Origin of the sequence: Sulfidibacter corallicola, assembly GCF_017498545.1 — a bacterium.
Classification (GTDB): Bacteria; Acidobacteriota; Holophagae; order Acanthopleuribacterales; family Acanthopleuribacteraceae; genus Sulfidibacter; species Sulfidibacter corallicola.
Genome location: NZ_CP071793.1, coordinates 7032954 through 7056369, shown reverse-complemented (window position 1 = coordinate 7056369; position 23416 = coordinate 7032954). Strand labels below are relative to the sequence as shown.

Here is a 23416-nt window from a genome sequence, read left to right as displayed (position 1 = left end):
ATTCCTATTGTAACCACAGGACCTAGGCCCTGGCCAGGATTTGCTTGGCGGCGGGCGATCAGGGCCCGAGCGGTTTCGCGTCGCGCGCGCTCCTCGCCGCGACCGGCGTCTCCATGCCGCCGCCGAAAAGAGTTTTTTTTCCGTTTTCCTATGGCATACTTAACTATTAAACCTCCGGACAAATCGACGAGAACCTGGGAAAACAGACAGGTTTAGGTTTGGTTGAAAAGGTTGCGGTTGCATGGGTCTGAGCGATCTCTGGAAACACCAGCAGAAAGAAGGCGATACGGGCAACGTGCGTCCGCTCATCGAGATTCCCAGTGAAGTTCAGGAAGGCCTAGCCCCGCCCGACGACCCGATGATCGGTCGCATCATCGCCGGCCGCTACGAGGTCGAATCGGTCCTCAGCCAGGGCGGCATGGGCATTCTCTACCTGGCCCACCACCGCAGCCTGCCCAAGAAGTTCGTGATCAAGCTGATCCGCATGGAGGGCAAGAACGCCAAACAGCGCGAAGTCTACCTGAACCGCTTCAAGCGCGAGGCGCGCGCCGCCGCCAAGGTCAGTCACCCCAATGTGGTGGAGATCGTCGACTACAACATCATGGAAAACGAGACGCCCTATATCGTGATGGAGTGTGTCGAGGGCCTGCCCCTCAACGAATTTCTGAAATCCTATTCGGAAGGCCTGCCCATCGAATGGTTCTTCAGCTTGATGAAGCAGCTTTGTCGCGCGGTCGAGGCCATCCACCAGTCCGGCATGATCCACCGCGACCTGAAGCCCAGCAACATCATGGTGCGCCACGACAGCGAGGAGCTCCATCTCAAGATCTTGGATTTCGGATTGGTGCACCTCACCCAAAACGATCTGGACACCAACAAGATCAAGCTGACGGCACACGGCCACATGGTGGGCACCCCGGCCTACATGTCGCCGGAACAATGCCGGGGCCAGGCGGTGCGCAACACCACCGACATCTATTCGCTGGGCCTGATCGCCTACGAGATGCTCACCGCGGTGCCCGCCGTCGAGGGCGACGAGTACCTGCTGATCATGGGAAAGCAGATCAAGGAGACGCCGACCGGCATCCAGGAGCTGAGGCCGGACGTGCCCGACGAGATCTGTCGCGCCATCGAAAAGGCGATCGCCAAGCGCGCCGAGGAGCGTTACGTCTCCGCGCGCGAATTCTACAAGGCGATCGAAATCGAGCAGCACCAGTTCACCATCGGCCAGACCACCCACTCCAAAATTCATCGCCACCTGTTGCGCGGCGATACCCAGGACACCCGACGCCGGCTTTCGAAGTGGTACCTGCCCGCGTTGGGCGTCACCCTGCTGATGCTGATCGCCTCGCTGGTGTACCGCCACGGTCTCGGATCCGGCAAGAAGGACCACCAGACCACCTCCACCTATTGGGAGCAAACCTTCCGCGAACAGCAGGTGATTCCCCTGCAACCGCAGCCGATGGCCAAGGCGCCGCTGATCTTCATTCCGGAACGCAGGGCCCTCGCGATGGTCTACGCCTCCGGCGTGGTGGAAATGGTCGACCTGAACAGCGGCACCGTGGTCAACCGATTCAAGCCCCTCGACAGCGATTGGCTGGCGGTTTCGGCCGATCCGCGCGGACGCCACCTCTACCTTCTCGGCGACGATCAGTGCAGCATGGCGCGCGTCGACCTGGATACCTACCAGTCACGCATCATCAACCTGTGCGAACTCACCAACCACGAGCCGATCATGGACATGGCCCACAGCCCGCGCCTGGACCGCACCGCGGAGGAACCCGACATGGCCCTGCTCACCAGCACGCGCCTGTTGTTCTTCAAGGGGCGCGCGAACAGCGGCTGGACACGGCTCGGAGAGGTCGCCTCGGAGGGACGCGGTTCGCTGCACTACGCGGCGGACGGCACCTCGCTCGCCCATTTCGCGGCCGACTACCAGGTACGGGTGTACCGCATGCCGAGCCGGGGTTTGATCCTCCGCGAAACCTACGCGGGTTCGGGTCAGGTCTTGAGTGCGGCGTTTTCACCGAATCAGCGCTACCTGGCCTGCGGTACACGCGGCAACCAGGTGCTGCTGTTCGATCTCTACAATAAAGATAAAAAGGTTTTCAGTGACTTCGAGAGTTGGGTGACCTTCACCCAATTCCTGCCGGCCGACAACGAGACCGGCCTGCAACTGCTGGCCTACAGCCAGGCGGGCGAGTTCATGTCGCTGTCGATTCCCGACCTGACCATGACGGACAGCCTGGCCGCGCAGCGCAAGCTACCGCTGACCTACCAGAGCGGCGGGCTGCTGGCCCTGGCCCAGCCGCCCAACCAGAAATTGCGGATCTATCGCTTCAAGAATCCGGATCAGAGCCAGGCGCTCTCGGTGCTCACCGGCAGTGTTTGGGACCTGGCCATCAGACCGGACGGGCAATCGGCCTACCTGGCTGGATTGGATTCGAAAATCGGCGTCGTCTCCCTTTCCCAACCCAAACGAATGACCCCCCTCGACCTGCACAAGGACGGCGTCACCCGGCTGGCGATCACCCGCGACGGCAACCGCATGCTCTCGGCCAGCGACGACTTCCACATCGGCATGTGGGACCTGGATACCGGGGCCAACCTGCACATGGTCAAGGCCCACGAGGACCTGGTCAACAACATCCGCATCAGCCCGGACGAGTCGTATTGCATTTCCACGTCTTCCGATCGCGCGGTCAAGGTGTGGCAGCTCCCCTTCCTGAAGCTGGAACAAACCCTGGCCAAGATGCCCGACTCCAGTGCCGGCGCGGCTTTTTCGGATTCGGGTGCGCTGTTGGCGGTAGGCGATTGGAGCGGGAACTTGCGGCTCTACGATACCGCCGGGTTCCGCCAGCGCTGGACGCGCAAGGTCAGCGCCAAGGGCCTGTATTGGCTTTCGTTCCTGCCGGGAGAAGAACACCGCATGTTGGTCACCACCGCCGGTCACGAGACGTTCCTGGTCGACATTGCCAAGGACGACATCGGCATCCAGCCTCTCGGCCATCAGAGTCGTGCCCTCGGCGTGACCCACGCCTTTTCCAAGTGGGACGACCGCAACGCGCTGGCCGTCTTCCGCGACGATCGGGTTCAGCTTTTCACCTACCCGGGCCTGCACCCCATCGGCAACGTCATCGGCTTGCAGGGCGCCCAGGTCGGCGCGTTCCATCCCTCGCAGCCACGGCTTTTCGTAGGCACCAGCGACGGTCGCATGCTGCAGGTGGACCTGGCCCGCTGGCCCCGCTGGCGGAACTGACCTCGTTTCACTTGGCCCAGAATGCTTCGGAAACGAGCTCAGCCACGAAGCGCAGCCGTCTCCGTTCATTTGGAGAATCCCTCTCCGAGCCCCCGCAAACGCTTCAATGTGTTTTGAGCGGAATGGGGGTCGACCGGTTGGCTGAGAATTCTAACTCAATCGGCGGGACAACTATCGTGACACATAGGGCGCCCCAACGGTTGTAGGTGTACTCGGTCAGCGGCTGGTTGCCGCGCTTGAGGCCCAAGGTCGCCGTGGCGTTGTAGTTTTTGTGGGCACAGCACGGAATAGCGCAATTTTCATCCACCTTTTATCAAACGTATACAGGCACTATTTCGCACTAAGGCTAGTCATGTCTCCTTGTTTTTCCATTGGCGAACAATCTGGCTCCAGCCTTGATCTTTGTCAATTTTTTGAATTTTCTCTAAGGAAAGCAAATTGTTCTTTTCTTCGCTCGAAAATAGATCAATACTACCTTTTTCATCTTTACCGCTCAGCGGGGTGAGTATGATTTTTATTTTTGACAAAATCAAATTTGAAAGATAATGACAAGTGTCATTTATATTCCAAAAAATGTAAACCGGAGAGTAAAAACTTCCCTTCTTAATCAAAACATAATACCCAAATCCATCCAAAATATTTTCCTCTTCGCAGGAAAAACCTGTTTTATCTAGACTTAGAAAGCCATGCACAAGAGTTTCATAGTCCAATTTTTCTATAAAAAAATGTCCACCAAAACTGAGTTGACACGATACTATATTATTCGCCTCAATTATTGCAGTCCTTGGTTCATCGAGATGGCTTCCTTTTTCAGTTATTTGTATCCCATTCCCAATTTCTGAAAGTTTTTTCATTTTACATCCCCAGTTGATCCATTATCCTTTGGTTTAGTATTTTTTCGAACTCGCTCTTTCGAGGTATCCTCAAACGGATCCATTTTCCTGTAGAACCGACTAATACGCTTGACCTTTGTTTTGGCTTATAGCGTCGCGTCGGGCTCTGCAGGGCTCGTGTTGGGTTCTGGAGCGCATGTTTGCAAGAGGCGTGCGATATCTGCGTCGGTTTCGGCGGTAGGCAGGCGCTCGAACAATTGCTTTAAATAGGCGTACGGCTCCCAACCATTTAATTTTGCCGTCTCGACGATGCTATATATCCGCGCACTGGCCTGAGCCCCTTCCGGGCTGCCGCTGAAGAGCCACGCTTTTCGGCCAATCACGTAGGGACGAATGGCGTTTTCTACCAAAGCCGTGCTCATGGGGACCTCCGCGCGGTCCAAGAACAGGTCCAGTTTATGCCATTGACCCAGCGCATAATGAATCGCCTTTCCCAGGAGGCTCTTGGGTGGGACGCGGCCTGCTAAATGATCCAACCAAGCTTTGAACGCGCCAATCTTCGGTCGCAACTTTTGATCGCGCATGACCAACAGGTCTGCGGCCGAGTAGCCCTTCTCCCTGGCCTCGCGTTCGAGTTCGTACATCTCGCCAATGAGCTTCAGGGCTTCATCCGCTTTGCCTGTTTTCCCACCTTTGCCTTTTCGTCCCAAGGCTTTGCGGACGTCCGCGAACTTGCGGCGAACATGGTCCCAATCGCCGGCATGCACAACCCCAGGTGCGCGACCCAAAAAGTCGTAGCCGGCATAGCCATCGGTTTGGACCGTGCCTTGAAATCCCTCCAGCAATCGGGCCGCCACTGGGCCCGATCGACTTGGATCATAATGAAACAAAACGATGGGTGTATCCGGTGGTCCACCGCGAATCACCCACATGAACGACTTCGTGGTGTTCTCTTTGCCGGGTTCGTTGAGGACTTGAACCGTGGTTTCATCCATCTGGAACCAGGTGTGCTGCCTTGCCTGGGCAAGCAGCAGTTCCCACATCCGTTCCAAGCGGTTGCCTACATGGCGTGCCCAGTTACACATGGTTGCTCGCCCCAGCTTTACACCCAACCGACCCATGAGACGCTCCACCCGGTAGAACGGCAGGCCGTCCACGAATCTGGAGGCGATCACGAAGGCCAGCAGGCCGGGTCCTGCCATACTGCCGGGAATCAGGCGCGGCGCGTGCGGCGCAGACCTGATCGGAGCCTCCAGGACCTCGTCGGCCTGCTTGCAAGGCGCACAGCCGTAGCTGTAGTGATGGTGTTCGACGACTTTGGCGACCGCAGGCTCGTACTCCAGCTCGCACGTGACATCCTTGCCGATCACGGTCATTTCTTCGCCGCAGCAAGCGCACTGCCGGTCTTCCGGGGAGAGTTCGTGCTTGTGAATTTCCCGCGGCAGGTGGTCCGGGAAGGGTTGTGGCCCGCGCTTTTTGCGACGCTTGTAGGTGATCGTCTCGCGCACATCATCATCCGAGGCAGGCTCGGCGTCGGCGGGCTTCTCGTCAGCTTCAAGCGCATCCAGGTCGAACAACGCCTGCTGGCCGACCAACTGGCTCATGCGTTCGCTCTTGGGCCCAAACGCCTTGGCCTTTACAACCTTAGCTGCTCTTCCAGAAGTCCGATATGCTGGTCCAACGCCGCGATTTGCGCGTCCTTGCGGGCGAGCGCCTGCTGGAGTGCTTCGTTTTGTTCTGCGAGCGATACGGCGGCGTTGTTCATGATCCTTAGCCTAGCACGACCTACTAAAAACCAGCAGGCTACGTTGGTGATCCAAGGCCTTGATCTGCGGATTAGGTGCATGTCGTATACTGCAAGGTTTCGTGGGCCTGGTGGATATCCAAACCCTCCAGCAGCCAGGTGAGTTCGCGCTGGCCGATTTGAAGGACCTCGAGTTCGTTGGCAGGCCAACGAAACCGCTGAGCTTCCAGCCGTTTCATCCACAGGCAAAAGCCAGAGGGCGACCAGTACAGAATCTTCACGAGCGTGCGACTGCGGTTGCTGAACACGAATAGATTATAATGGACCCCATAATCGAGACCAGGAGCTAAGCTTCAAAAGCGTTAAGGTGGGACCTCGGGTAAACAGCGGGGCAGAGAGCCAAGGGGGAGCATAAAGCGGGCGCTCCACCATAGTGTTGGGGCCCACCCCTCGTACCCCAGGGGACACCTTGACGGCCCAGCAAGCTGCGCCATCAAGATGTCCATGGTGCGCCAGGGGTCCACCCTAACACCATGGTCGTTCGTCCGTTTATATCCCCCTCGGCCAACAGCTACTGCGGAGCCGGAGAGAGGTAAACCGAGTTTTGGCTAGGAAGCGCAACAATCACGATCCCAAGTTCAAGTCCCGGGTGGCTTTGGAAGCGATTCGCGGCATCAAAACGGTCTCGGAACTGTCAGCCCAGTACGGGGTCCACCCGACCCTGATCAACCGCTGGAAAAAGCAGGTGATCGAGTCCCTGCCGGAGGTGTTCGAGAGCGGGAAGGCTCCTCGAAAACCCGCCGGCGAATCACCGGAAATCGGCAAGCTTTACGAACAAATCGGTCGTCTCCAGGTGGAGCTCGACTGGCTCAAAAAAAAATCTGAATCCCTGCATTGAGGAGAAACGGCTGTGTATCGAACCCCATCACCGCCGGTTGAGCATTCGCCGGCAGTGCGCCTTGCTTGGGTTATCGCGAGCCTCGTACTACTACGAGCCGCGACCCGAGAGGCCCGAAAACCTGGTCTTGATGTCGGAGATCGATCGTATTTACCTGGATTTCCCCTACTTCGGCAGCCGACGCATGGCCGCCTTCCTGCGAGATCGAGGGTATGCGGTCAACCGGAAACGGATTCAACGGCTCATGCGGTTGATGGCCCTGGAGGCCGTGTATCCCAAGCCCCGCACCAGCGCGGCCAACCCGGCCCATCGCGTGTATCCTTACTTGCTGCGGGACCTGACCATCACCCATCCCAACCACGTTTGGAGCACCGACATCACCTATGTGCCGATGCGGCGAGGCTACATGTACCTGACGGCGATTATCGACTGGTACAGCCGGTACGTGGTGGCTTGGGAAATCTCCAACACGCTGGATGGAGCCTTTTGCCGCGAGGTTCTGAGACGCGCGCTGCAAAACAAGAAACCTTCGATATTCAACACCGATCAAGGCGCGCAATTCACGAGCCCGAAATTCACCGAAATCCTTCAGGAGGCAGAGGTTCAGATCAGCATGGACGGCAAGGGACGCGCACTGGACAACGTGTTTGTCGAACGATTGTGGCGTTCGGTGAAATACGAGCACATCTACCTGCACAGTTACGAAAACGGCCTGGAACTGTACCATGGGCTTCACAGGTACTTTGAACACTACAACAACGAGCGGCCACATCAATCGCTCGGCAACCAGAAACCCTCCGAGGTGTACCACGCCACCGAAGCTTAAGTTTGGCACCTTTTGGTCTAGACAACGGGGTCCACTATAGATCACCGGAAAAGAGCTGTCCCCCGAGTTCCTGCTCGACCAACAGGGCAAGCCCGTTGATCGCTTTGCGTATATCGGCGGCATCCAGAGCCAGAAACACGCGAGCGTCAGTGCGTACATGCCACATTATCGACCTCCCAGAACGTCCAAAATCGCAGCCAAGAGCGTGACATCGCTGCCCGACCCGATATCAAGGATGTAGCCGTGAGCGTGGAGGCGGATGGGTTCTCGACTCTCTGAGGTGGCGCTGGATTTTTTTTCCATTTCGATGGGGACGAGCCGAAGTCCGCGACGAGGCTCGGTTTCATAAATGCGTCGCTTCCAATATTGAAATTGCGGCAGCGCCAAGCCCTGTTGACGACAGTAAGCCGACTGATTTAATCCAGACGCCTGCCAGTCTTCAATGCGCGCCTGCCACAGCTCCCGTTTCTGGGCACGAGCTTCAGATAGATTACGCATGGGAACACCTCCGTTTTGAGATGCCTCACTATCTCAATCCCGCCTCACAGTGCCTACCCGCGACGGATTAAGCGCTTACTGTTCAGCGTCAAGGGGATCGGCGATTTGGACGCCGCAGACACGCGCAATTGAACGGCAGAGCCGAACGAGTTGTCCGCGATCAACCTGGTCGGCGCGGCCGAAGTGGTGAATGATCTGGGCCTTGACCTTCTTGGTGACGGGATCACGTTCGTTGTGGGCGAGTTGGTAGTAGGCGGTGGTGGAACCGTCTTTGTTCTTGCGGCGTGTGGTGCGTAAAAACATGATGCCTACAGGCTAAGCGAATACCACGCTTGATTGCATGGAAAAATTAAACCCGTGTGTGCCTACAGGTTTTGAGGTTTGGCCAAAACCGAAAACCGCCGAAACCCGCATGAACATTAGGTTTTTGGTTTTGAAAACCTCGAAATAGTGCCCACAAACGGCTCTAGAGGGAAAACGCAGGCTTGATAAACCCTGTCCCCATTGTCTTCGGAACCAAACGTAATTTTCCCATCTTGCCCGCCGATCATTTTCAAATCGAAGGGTACCCGGGCAAGCCAAGCCACGCTACTCGTGGTCAATGGTGGGTTTACAGATGAATTGCTCATGAGAACACCTCCGTAATTGGGATGTCCCACTATCTCAATCCAGTTTCAGGGTGCCTACCCTCGACACATTGAGCCCTTACCTTACATCACATCGCTCAACGCCGAGACAGGCTTGAAACGCGCCGAGTCAGAAAGTGGCTTTGCCCCAGTCGGGTCGATAAGCTGTAGTGGGCGCGTCTTATTGATTCCATTCCCAATTCTTCCTTGCCATTTCGGAGAAGGATCACCCCCTCCAGACCGTTCCGTACATGATGAAGTTCATGATCTATGGGCATGACAGAAACGACAATTGACGAGGCCTCGGAAAGCGCACGGCGTGCCAGTTCCACTCGCCCCAATTCTAGGTACACGAAAACCAACTCAAGAAGGGTGGTGGCCACAGAGAAATGGGTAGATCCAAGTAGCTCTCGACGCTCTTGAAGTTCTTCCAAGAAAAGCGCTTCGGCCCATTGTAGTTCGTTTTGAAGCTGAAGGAGACGAGCTCGTTGATGACGCAGATTATAGTGGACCCCGTTGTCTAGACCAAAAGGTGCCAAACTTAAGCTTCGGTGGCGTGGTACACCTCGGAGGGTTTCTGGTTGCCGAGCGATTGATGTGGCCGCTCGTTGTTGTAGTGTTCAAAGTACCTGTGAAGCCCATGGTACAGTTCCAGGCCGTTTTCGTAACTGTGCAGGTAGATGTGCTCGTATTTCACCGAACGCCACAATCGTTCGACAAACACGTTGTCCAGTGCGCGTCCCTTGCCGTCCATGCTGATCTGAACCTCTGCCTCCTGAAGGATTTCGGTGAATTTCGGGCTCGTGAATTGCGCGCCTTGATCGGTGTTGAATATCGAAGGTTTCTTGTTTTGCAGCGCGCGTCTCAGAACCTCGCGGCAAAAGGCTCCATCCAGCGTGTTGGAGATTTCCCAAGCCACCACGTACCGGCTGTACCAGTCGATAATCGCCGTCAGGTACATGTAGCCTCGCCGCATCGGCACATAGGTGATGTCGGTGCTCCAAACGTGGTTGGGATGGGTGATGGTCAGGTCCCGCAGCAAGTAAGGATACACGCGATGGGCCGGGTTGGCCGCGCTGGTGCGGGGCTTGGGATACACGGCCTCCAGGGCCATCAACCGCATGAGCCGTTGAATCCGTTTCCGGTTGACCGCATACCCTCGATCTCGCAGGAAGGCGGCCATGCGTCGGCTGCCGAAGTAGGGGAAATCCAGGTAAATACGATCGATCTCCGACATCAAGACCAGGTTTTCGGGCCTCTCGGGTCGCGGCTCGTAGTAGTACGAGGCTCGCGATAACCCAAGCAAGGCGCACTGCCGGCGAATGCTCAACCGGCGGTGATGGGGTTCGATACACAGCCGTTTCTCCTCAATGCAGGGATTCAGATTTTTTTTTGAGCCAGTCGAGCTCCACCTGGAGACGACCGATTTGTTCGTAAAGCTTGCCGATTTCCGGTGATTCGCCGGCGGGTTTTCGAGGAGCCTTCCCGCTCTCGAACACCTCCGGCAGGGACTCGATCACCTGCTTTTTCCAGCGGTTGATCAGGGTCGGGTGGACCCCGTACTGGGCTGACAGTTCCGAGACCGTTTTGATGCCGCGAATCGCTTCCAAAGCCACCCGGGACTTGAACTTGGGATCGTGATTGTTGCGCTTCCTAGCCAAAACTCGGTTTACCTCTCTCCGGCTCCGCAGTAGCTGTTGGCCGAGGGGGATATAAACGGACGAACGACCATGGTGTTAGGGTGGACCCCTGGCGCACCATGGACATCTTGATGGCGCAGCTTGCTGGGCCGTCAAGGTGTCCCCTGGGGTACGAGGGGTGGGCCCCAACACTATGGTGGAGCGCCCGCTTTATGCTCCCCCTTGGCTCTCTGCCCCGCTGTTTACCCGAGGTCCCACCTTAACGCTTTTGAAGCTTAGCTCCTGGTCTCGATTATGGGGTCCATTATAGATCAAGGTAAACGAGAGGATCCTGAGCGATTATAGCCTCCTCTTTTGCCAAATCCATAACCGAAGTCGCTTCCTCCAAAAGATCCATTTCCAAGAATACCTTGGATAACTTTATTTGTAATTGAACGATTTGAAGTCGGTTTTCCGAAAAAACTTCCTGATACAAACCTAAAGCATATTCATAACAGTCTTTAGATCGTATAAGATCACCCGTCTTAAAAAAGACATCACCACCAACAGCCATAATCTCAGCGATTTTAAGGTGATTTGCTTTATAATATCCTAATATTTGCAAAGAAATATCGGCAAAGATAGCCTCAGCTTCGAGGTACGCACCTATTGCTAAACAGTATTCCACCCAATACAGCGTAAATTCGGAAACCAATATATGCCGATTTCCCATTTTTCTTTCGAGAAGGTCCAGGGCGCTACAAATAAAAGGCTCGGCCTCCGAAAACCGTCCCTGTTCCAAGAAAATCAAACCAGAACTGATGGAGGCGGATGCCGCATGAGGATGATCCCTTCCGAATTGATCAATCATCCCAGCATGGGCCCGGTAAGCAAACAACTCCGCTTCTTTGTACCTCCTCTGCTTTCGTTTCAGAACAGCAAGGTTGTGTAAGGGAATTCCTGCGTTCTTATCCTTTTCCCGATGTAGAGTCTGTATTAACTCTAAATATTTTTCAAAATATAGTTCAGCCGAAGAAAAATCTCCCTTCCTAACAAACAAGTCGCCTATAGCACCTATGTGATAAGCAGTCCATCGGCTATGATGCCCCAAGAGCTTGCTATCAATCTCAAGACTTTTGAAAAAAAGCTTTTCAGCGGAATCGTACTTCCCCTGAATAAGGAGTAGCTTAGCCAATTCTTGACAGAGAGATGCAACGTCCGTATGATCATCGCCATACAATTTTTGTTTTAGCATAAGAGCTTCACGTACAGTAGATTCTGCTTTATCGTAATCCATTGTCCTCCTATAATTCAAAGTTAAATCAGACAAAATATTCAGCCTCAAGGGATGCTCTTTTCCTAGATTCTCACCGGCAAGGGCAAGGGCTTTTAACAAAGTCCCCTCAGACTGTTTCCAATCTCCTCTATTTTGCTCTATATTTCCTCGATTTCTCCAATACAAAATGTACAACGGATGATTTGGTTCAAATAGTTCATCAAGAATATCTCCAGCACGACGGTTGTACACCTCGGATCTATCTATTTGGCTCATCAGCCAGCATTGAACGGATAGATTTAACAATGTATAGGCGGTCTTCGAATGAATCTTTCCATAAATGCGCTCTTGTGCATGTAATATTGACTCCAATTCGCTAACGGCATCTTGGAAAGCGTTCATGACTATATATACTTCAGCCCTATCTTGACGAAATTCCAATTGCTCAGATAACGGCAAGGACTTGAGGAAAGGTAGAGCCTTGTTGAACACTTCGAGGCTTTCACTGTATTTTCCAGCCCAATTCAAAGATCGACCTTGAGCACGAGCCAGTCGAGTGGCAATCACAGGGTCTTTCACTGTAGACCAGTACTCGGTCAAGCTTGCCAGCCGTCTGTTGGCATCATACAAGTCGCCATCGAGTTCAAGCGTTTCAATTAGTTCCAGTTGCGCCATAAAGGCCTGGACAGAGCCCGGTTTGGTCGATTCCACACCGCGCTGAAAAAGTTGCCGCGAAATATCGTAATGACCTAAGGAACGATAGACTCTTCCGAGGGTCCCAGACAAGCGTATTCGAAGGTCGGGCTCGTCGAGAAGTTGCGAATCCAATTGGCGACGACCATTTTCCATGATTTCAAAAGCACTCACATCACGACCTTTGTTGAGGTCAGGAGTGGTTTGTTCAAACAACGAAACCAAGAAATCCGTGACCTTCTCGGCCGTTTGTTTTTCAAGCGTAATCTGCGTTTGTTTGTAGGTGGCAAAGAACGCCAAAAACGCGAGGAACAAACAAAAGAAAAAACTAAATCCCACCGGCCATGGATTTCGGGTCAAGAACTTGCGAAAACGATAAAGCCTCGTCGCGGGGCGTGCTTCTATCGGTAATCCACGCAGGTATGCACGCAGATCTCCGGCGAGGGCTTCGACAGTGGCGTATCGCCGTATTAGATCCCGCTCCAGTGCCTTCATGACGATCGTGTCGATGTCCCCCCGCAAATGCTTGGAGAGGCTGTTTCGAGTAGACTTCTTTTCCGGACGAATTCTACTGGGAGGAATGATTGGCGCTGAATTGACCACTTGAACAACTCGAGCCAGAATTCGTGGGTTCATACGATAGGGACGCTGCCCAGCCAACATTTCATAAAGCAGGACACCGAGGCTGTATACATCGGAGGCTGCACTTAGCCGTTGACCGTTGACTTGTTCCGGTGAGGCATATTCGGGCGTCATCAACGGAGCTGCATTGGAGGTCAGAGTGATTTGCAGTCCCGTTTCCGGGTTCAACAAAGCGGCGATTCCAAAATCGAGCAGCTTCGGCGTTCCTTCGGCCGTAATCATGATATTGTGCGGCTTCAGGTCGCGGTGAATCACCATTTGCTGATGGGCATGCCCTAAACCCTCACAGATTTTTAGAAACAGCTTAAGGCGAGCCTTGAGGTCCAGGTTTTCTCGAGCCAGATAGACATTCAGAGTCTGGCCCTCCACGAATTCCATCGCCAGCCAAGGTTGACCTGAAGGCAGGGTACCGGCATCAATGAGATGCGCAATGAAGGAATGCTTCAACCCGGAGAGGATTTTACACTCCCTTTTAAACATCGAGATCGCTTTTGGATTCCAGGTGTGGAGCGTTTTCAAAGCGACCTTTAGGTCCAACTCATCGGCTCGCGATGCCAGATAAACTGTGCCCATACCACCTCGCCCAAGACGCCTTTCGATGAGAAAAGGCCCACACCTCGATCCTGGCTGTAAAAGCCCTTCCGATTTTTGAAAATTTTCGCCAGAATTCCGATGACCCTCAAATGAAAGATCACTGTCTTTTTGATTAGAATACTCGCTCAGCCACTTTTTAACCAAATCCGGGCGGCAATGGCACATCTCCTCCAAAAATTCCGCGGCCAAGGAGGCCCGATCGGAGGCGGAAACACCTTTTTTTATAAAGTCGTCTAGGTGCATCAGATCACCTCTTGAAGGGTTTTCACAACACGATCGATCTTAATGGCATGGATCATCTAATAAACGGAGATTGTATACGATATATAGTAAAGGATTCCCGGGCTTTGTGGACTGATCAGAAACGCGGTCATGAGCATCTGATGTCGGATCATGACTAACAAGGTTCACAGGTTTAGATAGAGGAGCAGCCGTTCACGCGATAGATCTCGAATTTTCACAAGAGCAAAAAGAGAGGGCTTCTCTCAAGAACCGGAGGAATCCGGCAGCTACGTATCAAAACACTTTTTCCAGGCGCAGGAAGGTGCGGTGAATTTCGGCACCCGCGAAGCGTCGGTAGAACCTTTCAGGTCCGACCCAGGGAATCACGGTTCGCTGCCAACCGGCCGCACGCAGATCCCGTAAACACCGCCACAACAGTAACTTTCCGATGCCGAGCGAGCGATTGTCCGGATGGGTCGCCATGGGCCCGAACCACCCCTGATCACGGTTGTTGCAGTTGTAAGCGGCGAATCCGACGACGTGATCGTCCTTCAGGGCCAAATGCAGACTGATCGGATCGGCGGCAAAGGCGCGACTGACCTCCGCCACCCAAACGGGCCACCACTCGCTGAGGAAGCGGATGACTTCGTTGCGGTGTTTGAGTGTGGCACGGGTCAACTCGATGCCCGCCGCCGCCAATTCGGCCTCGGCATCGGGATCCTGGCGCGATTCCAGCCCTTCGAGCGGCGCCACCATGTCGTGAATCAAGCCAAACCGCTTGAAACCCAAAGCTTCGAAAAAGGCCAAAGCTTCTTCATAGCGCTCGTCCAAGCCAGGCACGAGGTAGTTGGGGGCGGACTCGCCCAAGCGGATTCGGCTGCACCCGCGCGTCCGCAGCACCTTTTCGGCATTTCTCAAGAGGCGTTCGGCGATGCCACGGCGCCGATACTCGTGGTCGACCGCCAACATCTTCAAAAAACCAGACCGCTCGCGCGCCACGTACACCACGAACCCCACGATTCGCTTGCCGGCCTCGACCACCAAGGCACCCGCGATGTCCTCCCAAATCTTTTCCCGTAAAAGTGCGGGGGTCAAGGGATCGAACCGGCAGCTTCGGTTCCAGAGACGCACCATGGCCGGTACGTCGACGGCCTCCGCCACGCGAATCCGCCATTCCAGGTCCAGTTCCGTCACATCTCCACCGCCTTTTCCAAGAGGGTGATCGTACCGGCATCGACGTCCAGCTCGGCCTGAACGCCGATTGGGATCGTCGCCTGATCTTCCACATGACCGATCATCAAACCACGAATGACCGGCACCCCCAGCGGCAGGCAACGATCGGCGATGATTTCCTCGATGCTGAAACTGTTTCCGTTCTTGGAATCGCAATCGGTGAACTTGCCGAAGGCAATCCCCGCCACGCGCTGCAGATGGCCCGACAACCAAAGATGGGTCAACATGCGATCGATGCGGTACGGCTCTTCGTTGACGTCCTCGAGGAACAGGATGGCGCCGTCGAACTGGGGTTCGTAGGGTGTACCCATGAGTTGCTGGACAATGGCCAAATTGCCGCCGATCAAGTGGCCACGGGCCTTGCCACCGCGGAACACGGTGAGGCGATTCTCTTTTTCGGCCTGCCCTTCGGCGGGCTCGAAAGGGGGCGGCGCAGCCAGGACGGCGCGATCCTCGGGCTCCATCAAGACTTTTTTGAAATGGGCCAGGGTGTATTCGCTGAAATTCTGCTTGGCGATGGGCCCGTGAAAGGTCACCAACCCGGCGTGACCGGCGACGGCGCTGTGCAGTGCGGTGATGTCGCTATAACCAATGAGCGCCTTGGGGTTGTTTCGAATCATCTCGAAGTCCAGGTAGGGCAGGATGCGGGCCGAACCGGTACCGCCGCGCAATGCCCAAATGGCGTGAACATCGGGGTCGGCGAACATTCGGTTCACATCGTCGGCCCGTTCGCGATCCTTGCCGGCGAAGTAATTAATACGATCGAACAAATGCTTGCCAGGCTTTATTTTGAAGCCGAGCGACTCGATCACCTCCATGGCGAAACGAATGTCTTCGTTCTCCCAGGCGTTGCTGGCCGGCGCCAGGAGCCCCACCGTTTGGCCGCGTCGCAATCGAGGTGGTTTGATCATGGGTCTCTTCCTCCCGGTGTTTTTCGCGCCACGCGCGGGGGCGGCGGCCAAACCGGGCGCCGTACCGAACAGCAGCGGTGCGCCCGCCGCACAGGTCAACCACTTCACGAATGCTCGGCGATCCATGGTCGGGTGTTGTTGCCTCATATCGTCAGCCTCTGGTTCCCGATTGCCGGCTGGATGTCCAGGCAGCGCCATGCCCAAACCAGGCGATCGGTTTAAAATGTCGTTTTGCGCATGGCCAGGACGGCACCGGTCTCCACATCGACGTGGAGCACCTTGAACATGCGCTGGCCCGGCCCCAGACTGGCCGTTCCGGAACCCGGTTGCCAGTCGTAGCCGATGGTGATCTGCCAGAGTTTCTTGTCTTCGCTCAACTCGACTTCTTCCAACAATTGCTCGCCGACACGCTTGCCTTCGAAAAAGGCGGTAAAATGATCGGATGCGATCCGAACAGCTTCTTTGACGTCAATCACGACGATCACCTCGCGCTAATGGATGGGACGGTTCGGTGGAGCCAAACCATACGAACCGGGTAGAATCACGGGGTCGCAGCACGGCTCGGGAACGCTGTCGAGGCAACCGTGGAACACGGGGGCCAAACAAGAACAGGGATCGCTGGCGACACCCGAAGTACGGGAGCCGACACCCGGGAAGGCACGCCGTACGACGCTGGGGGATTCGAGACAAGATTACCACAAGATCCGCGAATTCAGAGGGATTGACAGGACGATGGACAACCGGAAAGGAACAACCGATCGCAGCTTCCCGGTAAAATTTGAGGTGTCCGCAAGAGGAACTCGAAGTAAAATGCTGGTAGCCCGAATTTCCAGTTCATATAGGGTTCCCTGATGTGGACGCTCTTAGGTTTTGTTATGATGTGCCCCAAGCTTAGGGATGGCAGATGAAGTGCAGGCAATGCGGTCAGGAAAATACCGCCGAGGCTTTTTTTTGTAGTCGTTGCGGCGCGCCCATGAATGCAGGTGAAAGCGAGTCAGACCTCTCGGACAAGGACGCGTTCGAAGGTTTGGTGCGTTCGAGTCTCGCCGGTGAATACCGCATCGTGCGCGAACTGGGCAAGGGCGGCATGGCGGTCGTCTTCGAGGCCCACATGTTGGAACTCGATCGCCGGGTCGCGCTCAAGGCCCTGCCGTTGGCCCATGCCCACGACCAGCACCTGGTTTCGCGATTCAAACGCGAGGCCCGGCTGGCGGCCAACCTGAACCATCCCAACATCGTGCCGATCTACAACGTCGGTTCGGCGGGACCGATCCACTATTTCACGATGCCCTATCTGGCGCAGGGCGCGCTCTCGGAAATCATCAAGACGGGCATGGATCTCAAGGCCGCCGTCACCATCATGCTTCAAATCGCGAGTGCGTTGGACTACGCCCACGCCAAAGGGCTGATCCACCGCGACATCAAACCCGGCAACATCATGTTCGACGAACACGGCATCGCCCAATTGTTGGATTTCGGCATCGCCAAAGCGCTTTCCGGAACGCAAATGGCCACACTGAACATGACCGCCACCAAGGGTTTCGTGGGGACCCCTCACTACATGAGTCCCGAGCAGGCGCTTGGAGAGGAAGTCGACGGCCGCACCGACATCTACGCCTTGGGCGTGGTCTTTTACCAAATGGCGGCCGGCACCCTTCCCTTTCGCGGCAAGGACGCCATCGCGGTGATGTACCAGCACGTGAACAAACAGCCGCCGGATCCCCGCAAATACCGCCGCGACCTGCCCGAAGACCTGGCCCGGCTCATCCTCAAAATGATCGCCAAGAAGCCGGAAGACCGTTTCCAATCGGCCAGCGAAATCGTGCAGGCCCTGGAAGGCTGCAGCATTCAACCGGAACGGCTCTCGACCCTTTCGTCGAACACCACACTTTCGGGCCAAATGACGGCCGTCGACCTGGCAAAGCTCAAGGGTGAAACGGACCCCCCCGAAGACATCCCCACGGCAGAGCCCACGGGCCCGCCCGTCACGGCTCCGGAACCGCGCCGGCCGGAACCCATGATGGACGTGGGTCCCTCCGACGCCCAGCGAAGAAAGAAACAGAACCTGATGCTCGCAGCGGTCCTGTTCTCGGTCATCTGCGTGCTGGGACTGATCGCACTCCTGCCTCCCGGTTCGCCGCAAACCGCCGAGAACGGCCCCGATCCAGGTGTGGAAGCCGGTCCTTTGACACCCGAGAATCGGTCGCGCCGGGCCGCGAACGACGAAACCCCCGAGGCCCCTGATCCGGAGGAAACCGGCACGGCCCACAACGGCGACCCCCTTCCCGCAAGCGGGGATGAAGCCCAATCGGGATCGCCGGAAACGACACCGCCTGGAGACGAGCCGGATCCGGAACCGGTAGATTGGCAACAGGCCGGATTTACGCCGGACCAGACCCAACAGGAGCCGCTGGTATCGAACCGAGCCGAGCTTGATCAACTTTGGGGTCCCCCGGTCTGGCAGAACAGTCCGCCGTTCGCGAGCGCCCTGCCCAAGGAATCGACGGCATCGCCGATGAACACGGAAAACCCGCCCCGCCCGACGGCCGATCCAAAAACGCCCGCTGCCTCCCAGCAGCCCAAGCCGACCGATACCACAGCCCAAAACACTTCCAGCAAGCCCAAACCGAAACCAAAGCCTCCCAAGAACACGAAAACGGCGGCCCAAAAAGCCGAGGAGGAAGCCGAGCGCATTCGCGGCATTTTGAAGGGTTTACCCTTCGTCGAGCTACCCGGCGGCCAGTTCCGCATGGGTTCGCGCAGCCGAAAGTATCGCGACGAGCGGCCGATTCGGAAAATCGAGATCAAAGCCTACCGGATCTCCCAAACCGAGGTGACTCAAGACCTTTGGGAAGCGGTCATGGGCTTCAACAAATCCTGTTTCAAGAATCCGCACTTGCCGGTGCACGGTGTCTCCTGGGGCGAGATTCAGAGCTTTTTCAATCGTTTGGAAATGATGATCGGGAAAAAGTACCGGCTCCCCACGGAAGCCGAATGGGAGTACGCCTGTCAGGCCAACGAGCGCAAGAGCTGGGGTTCATCCGAGAACGAGGACCTGCCCGAAGTGGGCTGGTACACCGCCAACACCGACCGCGTGCAGCGAGTGGCCGGCAAGAATGCCAACGCCTTCGGCCTGCACGACATGAAGGGCAACGTGTGGGAATGGGTGGCCGACTGGTACGACGTGGGTTACGACAAGAAGGACGCGCGCGTCGATCCGAAAGGCCCGACCCAGGGATCGCAACGGGTCATTCGCGGAGGCGCCTACAATACCGAGCAGGAGGATTGTCGCTGTACCAACCGCGACAGCCGCCCACCGATCCTGCGCGACTGCGCCATTGGCTTCCGCATGGTGCAGAGCCTGTAATCCTCGGCGCCGCATCGAGAAACGCAGTCACAACGTCCCTACCGAGGGCCCATCCGGAAACTGCTCTATGAGTGGCTCCTTCGCTACAGCCGGACCCCGAGTACAAGCCGGTCTCAGCGGTCAGGCACAATCGGTCAGTGAATCGCCTGGTGATAAAAGCCTTGCCAAACCCGAGATCCGGAACCGTGCCCATCCAGGAGAAGCCACTGTACACGCTCGATCTTTCCGTTTTCGGACAGGCACTAACGAGCGACCTGGGGAGCGGCCACGACATCCGCCAGAACCGGCAGGTGATCCGAACCGATCGACGGACCCAGGCGCAAGTTCAGCAGGCGGAACTCGGAGCCGACCAAAATGTGGTCGATGGGGATGCGAAAGATGGGCAGGCCGGCCGGCCAGGATCCCAAGACCCCACGTCCCCTGCGCGCGTCCTCCATTCCGGCTGACTTCAGAAAGTCGCGAAAAAAGGGCGACCACACCGTCGCATTGAAATCGCCCGCGATCAGGGCGGCGCCTTCCTCCGCGGCAACCAAGGAGCCGAGTGCCGCCATCTGGCGGTTCCGCGCATGGAAATAATCGTTGCGAATCGGTGGCAGTGGATGCACGCCAAAAATCGTCATCGGCCCCGCTGGAGAAGCCAGGCGCGCCTCGACGGCCGGCACGTCGTGATCCGCGGGGTAGATGATGCGAATGGATTCCAGCGGGATTCGGCTGAAGAGTGCGATCCCGAAATTGTCCTCGCGATGGTGGACCAAACGGTGAGGATACGCTTCGGAAAGGGGATCGAGAGCTTTGACCCAGGCGCCGTTGACCTCGGCGAGCACGATGACGTCGGGGTTTTCGCGTGCCACCAACTCGCCCAACAACTCGTGCCGACGGTTACTCCCATGGACGTTGGCGAACAGTACCCGAAGGGGGCTGACATCCCCTGCCTCGGCCTTGGATCCCGAGGAGGAAAGTCCCCAATAAGGCGCCGTGGCCACACCACTCAGGACAAAGGGAACCAGTGAAATACAAAACCAGATGCGCCGCTTGGTCCACCCAAAGGCCGCCAAGGAAACAAGGGAGGCCGCAAAATAGACGTGTTGAAAGTGGGAGGTCAGTTCGAATAGGAGGTGGTATCGCGCCAACAGGGAGCACACCACCGCGAGGCACAGGAGTGCGGTCGGCACCTCCAGCCTGGCCAAAAGAAACGACACGAGATCGAAACGCGGTTTCTCGGTCACGGGAACTTCACCCGTCCAGCCGTTTGCGGCCTTCTTCGGCGATCAGGGCCGAGGCCAATCGATAGATCGGCAGCCATTCGGGGCGCAAACCCTCCAGCAGGCGCTCGTGGGCGTCCAGCGTCTGGCGATCGCCGCGAATCGCCGGTCCGGAGTAAGGCAAGTCCTTTGCGCCGTCCAAGGCCGCGGCGACGCTGTGGGAAACGAGCGGTTCCAGCCAATTCAGGGCATCCTGGTCATCGCGCGCCAAAGGTCTCAGAAATCCCGCACCGGCGCGGATGAAGAGCGGCAGGAAATTGGCGGCCACGACCGCCGCCAGATGGTAGACCTTCCAATCGTCTCCGGAAAGTTCGTGAAGCACGCCATCCCACGCCTCGACCCAGGGCGCTACGAGTTCGCGGATCGGACCCTCGATGGCGAAGTGGGTCCCGGGCGGAATCCGCTCGTAGGCGACGCGGGTAAATGTCTGTAACGGATGGAGCTTGCCAACCGTGGCACCACACTTTCGCAGCGGGGCGAGCACATCGAGGGCAGTGGCGCCAGAAAGAACCAGGACGGTCCGCCCAGAGACGTCGACCTCGCGCAAGGCTTCGACGACCTCGGTCAGGGCACCGTCCTGGACAGCGAGACAAACCACGGAAAGATCCTCGACCCAGCGTGACAGGGGCCTGTCCCCATCCCTACGGCGTTCGCGCACATCGAGGTCCAAGGCTCGCAGCGAAGCCACCAGTGAAGAACCCAAACGGCCGATACCCCACACACCGACGGGGCCGACCGTGGGCCCCGGCAGCTCCGCCTCGAGGCTCATACCTTCAGTTCCACATCCTCGTCGCCCTCGCCCGGATGACGCGCCAGAATCGGCCGTATCTCGGATGCAACGAATTCACCCACCTGTTCGGCGGAGCGGCCCACGTACAAGGTGGGATTCATGATTTCGTCCAAGGCCTCACGGGTCAATCCGAATTCGACATCGGCGGCGATGCGGTCCAAGAGATCGTTGTCCCGACCTTCCATCTTGACCTGCTTGCCGGCCTCGATCGAATGAACCCGAATACTTTCGTGCAGCTCCTGGCGATCTCCGCCGCGCTTCACCGCTTCCATCAAAATGTTCTCGGTCATCATGAACGGCAATTCGGCTTGAATGCGGCGCTCGATCATCTTGGGATAGACCACCAATCCATCCACCACATTCTTGAAAATCATCAGAATGGCGTCGATGGCCAGGAAGGACTCGGGGATCGAGATGCGCTTGTTGGCGGAATCGTCCAGGGTGCGCTCGAACCATTGAGTCGCCGCGGTAAACGCCGGCGACTGGGCGCTGGTGATGACGTAGCGCGCCAGGGAGGTAATGCGTTCCGCACGCATCGGATTGCGCTTGTAGGCCATGGCGGAGGAACCGATTTGGTTGGCGGCGAACGGCTCCTCGATTTCCTTCAGGTTGGCCAACAGGCGCAGGTCGTGTGCGAACTTACTGGCCGATTGGGCGATGCCCGCCAGAACCGCGGTTACCTGGGCATCCACGCGGCGCGGGTAGGTTTGCCCGGTGATGTAGTTTTTCGAGAAACCGGCGGCGTGCGTGACCTTGTGGTCCAAGGCCAATACCTTTTCGTGGTCACCGTTGAACAGATTCAGGAAACTGGCCTGGGTGCCGGTCGTGCCCTTCACACCGCGAAAACGCAGGCTCTCGATGCGGTGTTCCAGGTCTTCGTGGTCCAAAACCAGGTCCTGGAGCCACAGGGCGGCGCGCTTGCCGACGGTGGTCAACTGGGCCGGTTGGAAATGGGTGAACCCGAGCGTCGGCATGGCCGCGTAGTTCTCGGCAAACGCCGAAAGGGACCGAATCACGGCGCGCAACCGCTTGCCCACCAGGAGCAGACCGTCGCGGATCTGAATCAGATCGGTATTGTCACCCACGTAGGCGCTGGTGGCCCCGAGGTGAATGATGCCCTTGGCCTCGGGGCACTGGACCCCGTAGGCGTAGACGTGGCTCATCACATCGTGGCGGGTTTCCTTTTCCCGCTGCACGGCCACTTCGTAATTGATGTTGTCGCGGTTGGCTTCCAACTCGGCGATCTGTTCGTCCGTAATCGGCAGGCCCAGTTCCTGTTCGGCCTTGGCCAGAGAGATCCAGAGCTTGCGCCAGGTTCGGAACTTGAAATCGGGCGAAAAAATGAACGACATCTGGTCGGAGCAATAACGCTCGACCAGCGGGTTCTGGTAGTGGCTGTGAGACATGACTTCCTCTAATCGGCGATTTTGGCGTTCTTTGCGTGGACCACGATGGTCTGAATGAGCTGTTCGACGCGATCGACGGGCGAGAACCGCAACTGGCTCGACGGGCCGAAGATGCGCGTGGCCATAGGCGCGGGACGCAGTTCTTCGATCTCTTCCATGTCGAGCGTGCCCACACCGGTCAGTCGCTTGAAATGTTGGCCGGTAATGGAGTTGATGACGCGGATCTGGCGCGGGCTGACCCACACCTCCAACCCCCAGATATCGATGACGGAGTAGAGGAAATAGACCAGAACGGCGAGCGCCAGCAACCAGGCGGATCCGCACACCAGGTAGTAAACCAGCGAGGTAATTTGCGGATCTCCCATAATTAAAAAGACTTGCGGCAACGAATCGGGCTCTTCCAGCTTCTCGCGCACAAAGCCGGTAAACAGGGCGAAGATCACGGTATAGGAGAGGAACAGCACCAGCACGAAAAGGCGTGACTTTGGTGCGTGCGTGTAAATGGAAAATTCGTCCGAAGTTGGGGCAAAGGTATCACTTGGTGCAAAAGCCAAGGATTCTTCAAATGGTTCCATCTAAACGCTTTATCTTCCTTATACGCCTTGTGAAAGGCAGAATGGAGCTCACTGGTGCCGATATCATACCACAAACGAATTCAATCGGAACCGCCAGGCCAAGACCCTGGCGAACCGCTGGTTTCTCCGTCGACGGAGCAGG

The 23416-nt window shown here is 56.8% G+C and carries 19 protein-coding genes and 1 pseudogene; 3 read left to right on the top strand and 17 right to left on the bottom strand.

Translation table 11 applies throughout. The features are described from left to right. The first annotated feature begins 241 nt into the window (after positions 1 to 241). A complete protein-coding gene (locus J3U87_RS21950) occupies positions 242 to 3259 on the top strand; it encodes a WD40 repeat domain-containing serine/threonine-protein kinase (RefSeq protein ID WP_237377920.1) in 3018 nt (1005 codons plus the stop codon). A 350-nt stretch (positions 3260 to 3609) separates the two neighbouring features. Here J3U87_RS21950 and J3U87_RS21945 read toward each other — a convergent pair whose 3' ends face one another. From J3U87_RS21945 to tnpB (J3U87_RS21935), 4 genes are all read right to left on the bottom strand, one after another. After that, positions 3610 to 4113, bottom strand: a complete 504-nt coding sequence (locus J3U87_RS21945) for a hypothetical protein (protein WP_237377919.1) — start codon at positions 4111 to 4113, stop codon at positions 3610 to 3612. A 125-nt stretch (positions 4114 to 4238) separates the two neighbouring features. Further along, entirely contained in the window at positions 4239 to 5696 is a 1458-nt protein-coding gene (tnpC, locus tag J3U87_RS21940) for an IS66 family transposase (RefSeq protein WP_237377918.1), read from the bottom strand. 32 nt (positions 5697 to 5728) lie between these two features. Continuing rightward, the gene (locus J3U87_RS35035; protein WP_272932396.1) at positions 5729 to 5857 is read right to left on the bottom strand and encodes a hypothetical protein; all 129 of its coding nucleotides are present in this window, start codon (positions 5855 to 5857) and stop codon (positions 5729 to 5731) included. Positions 5858 to 5928: 71 nt separating this feature from the next. Next, complete coding sequence (tnpB, locus tag J3U87_RS21935) at positions 5929 to 6144, bottom strand: IS66 family insertion sequence element accessory protein TnpB (RefSeq protein ID WP_272932395.1); 216 nt, start codon at positions 6142 to 6144, stop codon at positions 5929 to 5931. Positions 6145 to 6440: 296 nt separating this feature from the next. Here tnpB (J3U87_RS21935) and J3U87_RS21930 point away from each other — a divergent pair. Further along, positions 6441 to 7560, top strand: a protein-coding gene (locus J3U87_RS21930) for an IS3 family transposase (RefSeq protein ID WP_420038213.1) whose coding sequence is annotated in 2 segments (ribosomal slippage) — positions 6441 to 6730 and positions 6729 to 7560 — 1122 coding nt in all. Because the reading frame shifts where the segments join, the coding sequence is not laid out codon by codon here. Between the two features lie 34 nt (positions 7561 to 7594). Here the strand turns inward: J3U87_RS21930 and tnpB (J3U87_RS35030) are convergent. The 9 genes and pseudogenes from tnpB (J3U87_RS35030) to J3U87_RS21890 all read right to left on the bottom strand — a co-directional run bounded on the left by tnpB (J3U87_RS35030) (position 7595) and on the right by J3U87_RS21890 (position 16350). Further along, on the bottom strand, positions 7595 to 7726 hold the full coding sequence (tnpB, locus tag J3U87_RS35030; RefSeq protein WP_272932394.1) for an IS66 family insertion sequence element accessory protein TnpB: 132 nt from the start codon (positions 7724 to 7726) through the stop codon (positions 7595 to 7597). Further along, entirely contained in the window at positions 7726 to 8058 is a 333-nt protein-coding gene (gene tnpA, locus J3U87_RS21925; RefSeq protein ID WP_237377916.1) for an IS66 family insertion sequence element accessory protein TnpA, read from the bottom strand. Before tnpA ends, tnpB (J3U87_RS35030) begins: the two co-directional genes overlap by 1 nt. A gap of 90 nt (positions 8059 to 8148) precedes the next feature. Further along, positions 8149 to 8361, bottom strand: a pseudogene (locus J3U87_RS21920) (IS1634 family transposase); the annotation flags it as partial. 116 nt (positions 8362 to 8477) lie between these two features. Then, positions 8478 to 8687: a hypothetical protein gene (locus J3U87_RS21915; RefSeq protein WP_237377914.1), complete on the bottom strand. Its 210-nt coding sequence runs from the start codon at positions 8685 to 8687 to the stop codon at positions 8478 to 8480. A 538-nt stretch (positions 8688 to 9225) separates the two neighbouring features. Further along, positions 9226 to 10345, bottom strand: a protein-coding gene (locus J3U87_RS21910) for an IS3 family transposase (RefSeq protein ID WP_420038213.1) whose coding sequence is annotated in 2 segments (ribosomal slippage) — positions 9226 to 10057 and positions 10056 to 10345 — 1122 coding nt in all. Because the reading frame shifts where the segments join, the coding sequence is not laid out codon by codon here. A gap of 283 nt (positions 10346 to 10628) precedes the next feature. Then, positions 10629 to 13751 (bottom strand): serine/threonine-protein kinase, encoded by a 3123-nt coding sequence (locus J3U87_RS21905; protein WP_237377913.1) that lies wholly within the window; start codon positions 13749 to 13751, stop codon positions 10629 to 10631. A gap of 273 nt (positions 13752 to 14024) precedes the next feature. Further along, entirely contained in the window at positions 14025 to 14924 is a 900-nt protein-coding gene (locus J3U87_RS21900) for a GNAT family N-acetyltransferase (protein WP_237377912.1), read from the bottom strand. Beyond that, positions 14921 to 15874 (bottom strand): S66 peptidase family protein, encoded by a 954-nt coding sequence (locus J3U87_RS21895; RefSeq protein ID WP_237377911.1) that lies wholly within the window; start codon positions 15872 to 15874, stop codon positions 14921 to 14923. The genes J3U87_RS21900 and J3U87_RS21895 overlap by 4 nt, the downstream gene beginning before the upstream one ends. Before the next feature lie 218 nt (positions 15875 to 16092). Then, positions 16093 to 16350 carry a hypothetical protein gene (locus J3U87_RS21890; RefSeq protein WP_237377910.1) on the bottom strand — a complete coding sequence of 86 codons (258 nt, stop codon included), beginning with the start codon at positions 16348 to 16350 and terminating at the stop codon, positions 16093 to 16095. Positions 16351 to 16847: 497 nt separating this feature from the next. Between J3U87_RS21890 and J3U87_RS21885 the strand changes: the two genes are divergently transcribed. Continuing rightward, positions 16848 to 19241 (top strand): bifunctional serine/threonine-protein kinase/formylglycine-generating enzyme family protein, encoded by a 2394-nt coding sequence (locus tag J3U87_RS21885; RefSeq protein WP_237377909.1) that lies wholly within the window; start codon positions 16848 to 16850, stop codon positions 19239 to 19241. A 242-nt stretch (positions 19242 to 19483) separates the two neighbouring features. Here J3U87_RS21885 and J3U87_RS21880 read toward each other — a convergent pair whose 3' ends face one another. From J3U87_RS21880 to J3U87_RS21865, 4 genes are read right to left on the bottom strand one after another with little or no spacing between them, the layout of a single operon-like run. Then, a complete protein-coding gene (locus J3U87_RS21880) occupies positions 19484 to 20467 on the bottom strand; it encodes an endonuclease/exonuclease/phosphatase family protein (protein WP_237377908.1) in 984 nt (327 codons plus the stop codon). 7 nt (positions 20468 to 20474) lie between these two features. Beyond that, entirely contained in the window at positions 20475 to 21272 is a 798-nt protein-coding gene (locus tag J3U87_RS21875; protein ID WP_237377907.1) for a DUF2520 domain-containing protein, read from the bottom strand. Beyond that, complete coding sequence (gene purB / locus J3U87_RS21870; protein WP_237377906.1) at positions 21269 to 22699, bottom strand: adenylosuccinate lyase; 1431 nt, start codon at positions 22697 to 22699, stop codon at positions 21269 to 21271. Before purB ends, J3U87_RS21875 begins: the two co-directional genes overlap by 4 nt. Positions 22700 to 22707: 8 nt before the next feature. Then, on the bottom strand, positions 22708 to 23274 hold the full coding sequence (locus J3U87_RS21865; protein ID WP_237377905.1) for a hypothetical protein: 567 nt from the start codon (positions 23272 to 23274) through the stop codon (positions 22708 to 22710). Positions 23275 to 23416 lie beyond the last annotated feature (142 nt).

Bases quoted from the DNA above. Each gene is read 5' to 3' on its own strand.
- J3U87_RS35035 (WP_272932396.1), bottom strand. From the start codon at position 5,857: ATGAACAACGCCGCCGTATCGCTCGCAGAACAAAACGAAGCACTCCAG.
- J3U87_RS21875 (WP_237377907.1), bottom strand. From the start codon at position 21,272: ATGAGCCTCGAGGCGGAGCTGCCGGGGCCCACGGTCGGCCCCGTCGGT.
- J3U87_RS21905 (WP_237377913.1), bottom strand. From the start codon at position 13,751: ATGCACCTAGACGACTTTATAAAAAAAGGTGTTTCCGCCTCCGATCGG.
- J3U87_RS21865 (WP_237377905.1), bottom strand. From the start codon at position 23,274: ATGGAACCATTTGAAGAATCCTTGGCTTTTGCACCAAGTGATACCTTT.
- tnpC (WP_237377918.1), bottom strand. From the start codon at position 5,696: ATGAGCCAGTTGGTCGGCCAGCAGGCGTTGTTCGACCTGGATGCGCTT.
- J3U87_RS21885 (WP_237377909.1), top strand. From the start codon at position 16,848: ATGAATGCAGGTGAAAGCGAGTCAGACCTCTCGGACAAGGACGCGTTC.
- J3U87_RS21915 (WP_237377914.1), bottom strand. From the start codon at position 8,687: ATGAGCAATTCATCTGTAAACCCACCATTGACCACGAGTAGCGTGGCT.
- J3U87_RS21945 (WP_237377919.1), bottom strand. From the start codon at position 4,113: ATGAAAAAACTTTCAGAAATTGGGAATGGGATACAAATAACTGAAAAA.
- purB (WP_237377906.1), bottom strand. From the start codon at position 22,699: ATGTCTCACAGCCACTACCAGAACCCGCTGGTCGAGCGTTATTGCTCC.
- J3U87_RS21950 (WP_237377920.1), top strand. From the start codon at position 242: ATGGGTCTGAGCGATCTCTGGAAACACCAGCAGAAAGAAGGCGATACG.
- tnpA (WP_237377916.1), bottom strand. From the start codon at position 8,058: ATGCGTAATCTATCTGAAGCTCGTGCCCAGAAACGGGAGCTGTGGCAG.
- J3U87_RS21895 (WP_237377911.1), bottom strand. From the start codon at position 15,874: ATGATCAAACCACCTCGATTGCGACGCGGCCAAACGGTGGGGCTCCTG.
- tnpB (WP_272932394.1), bottom strand. From the start codon at position 7,726: ATGTGGCATGTACGCACTGACGCTCGCGTGTTTCTGGCTCTGGATGCC.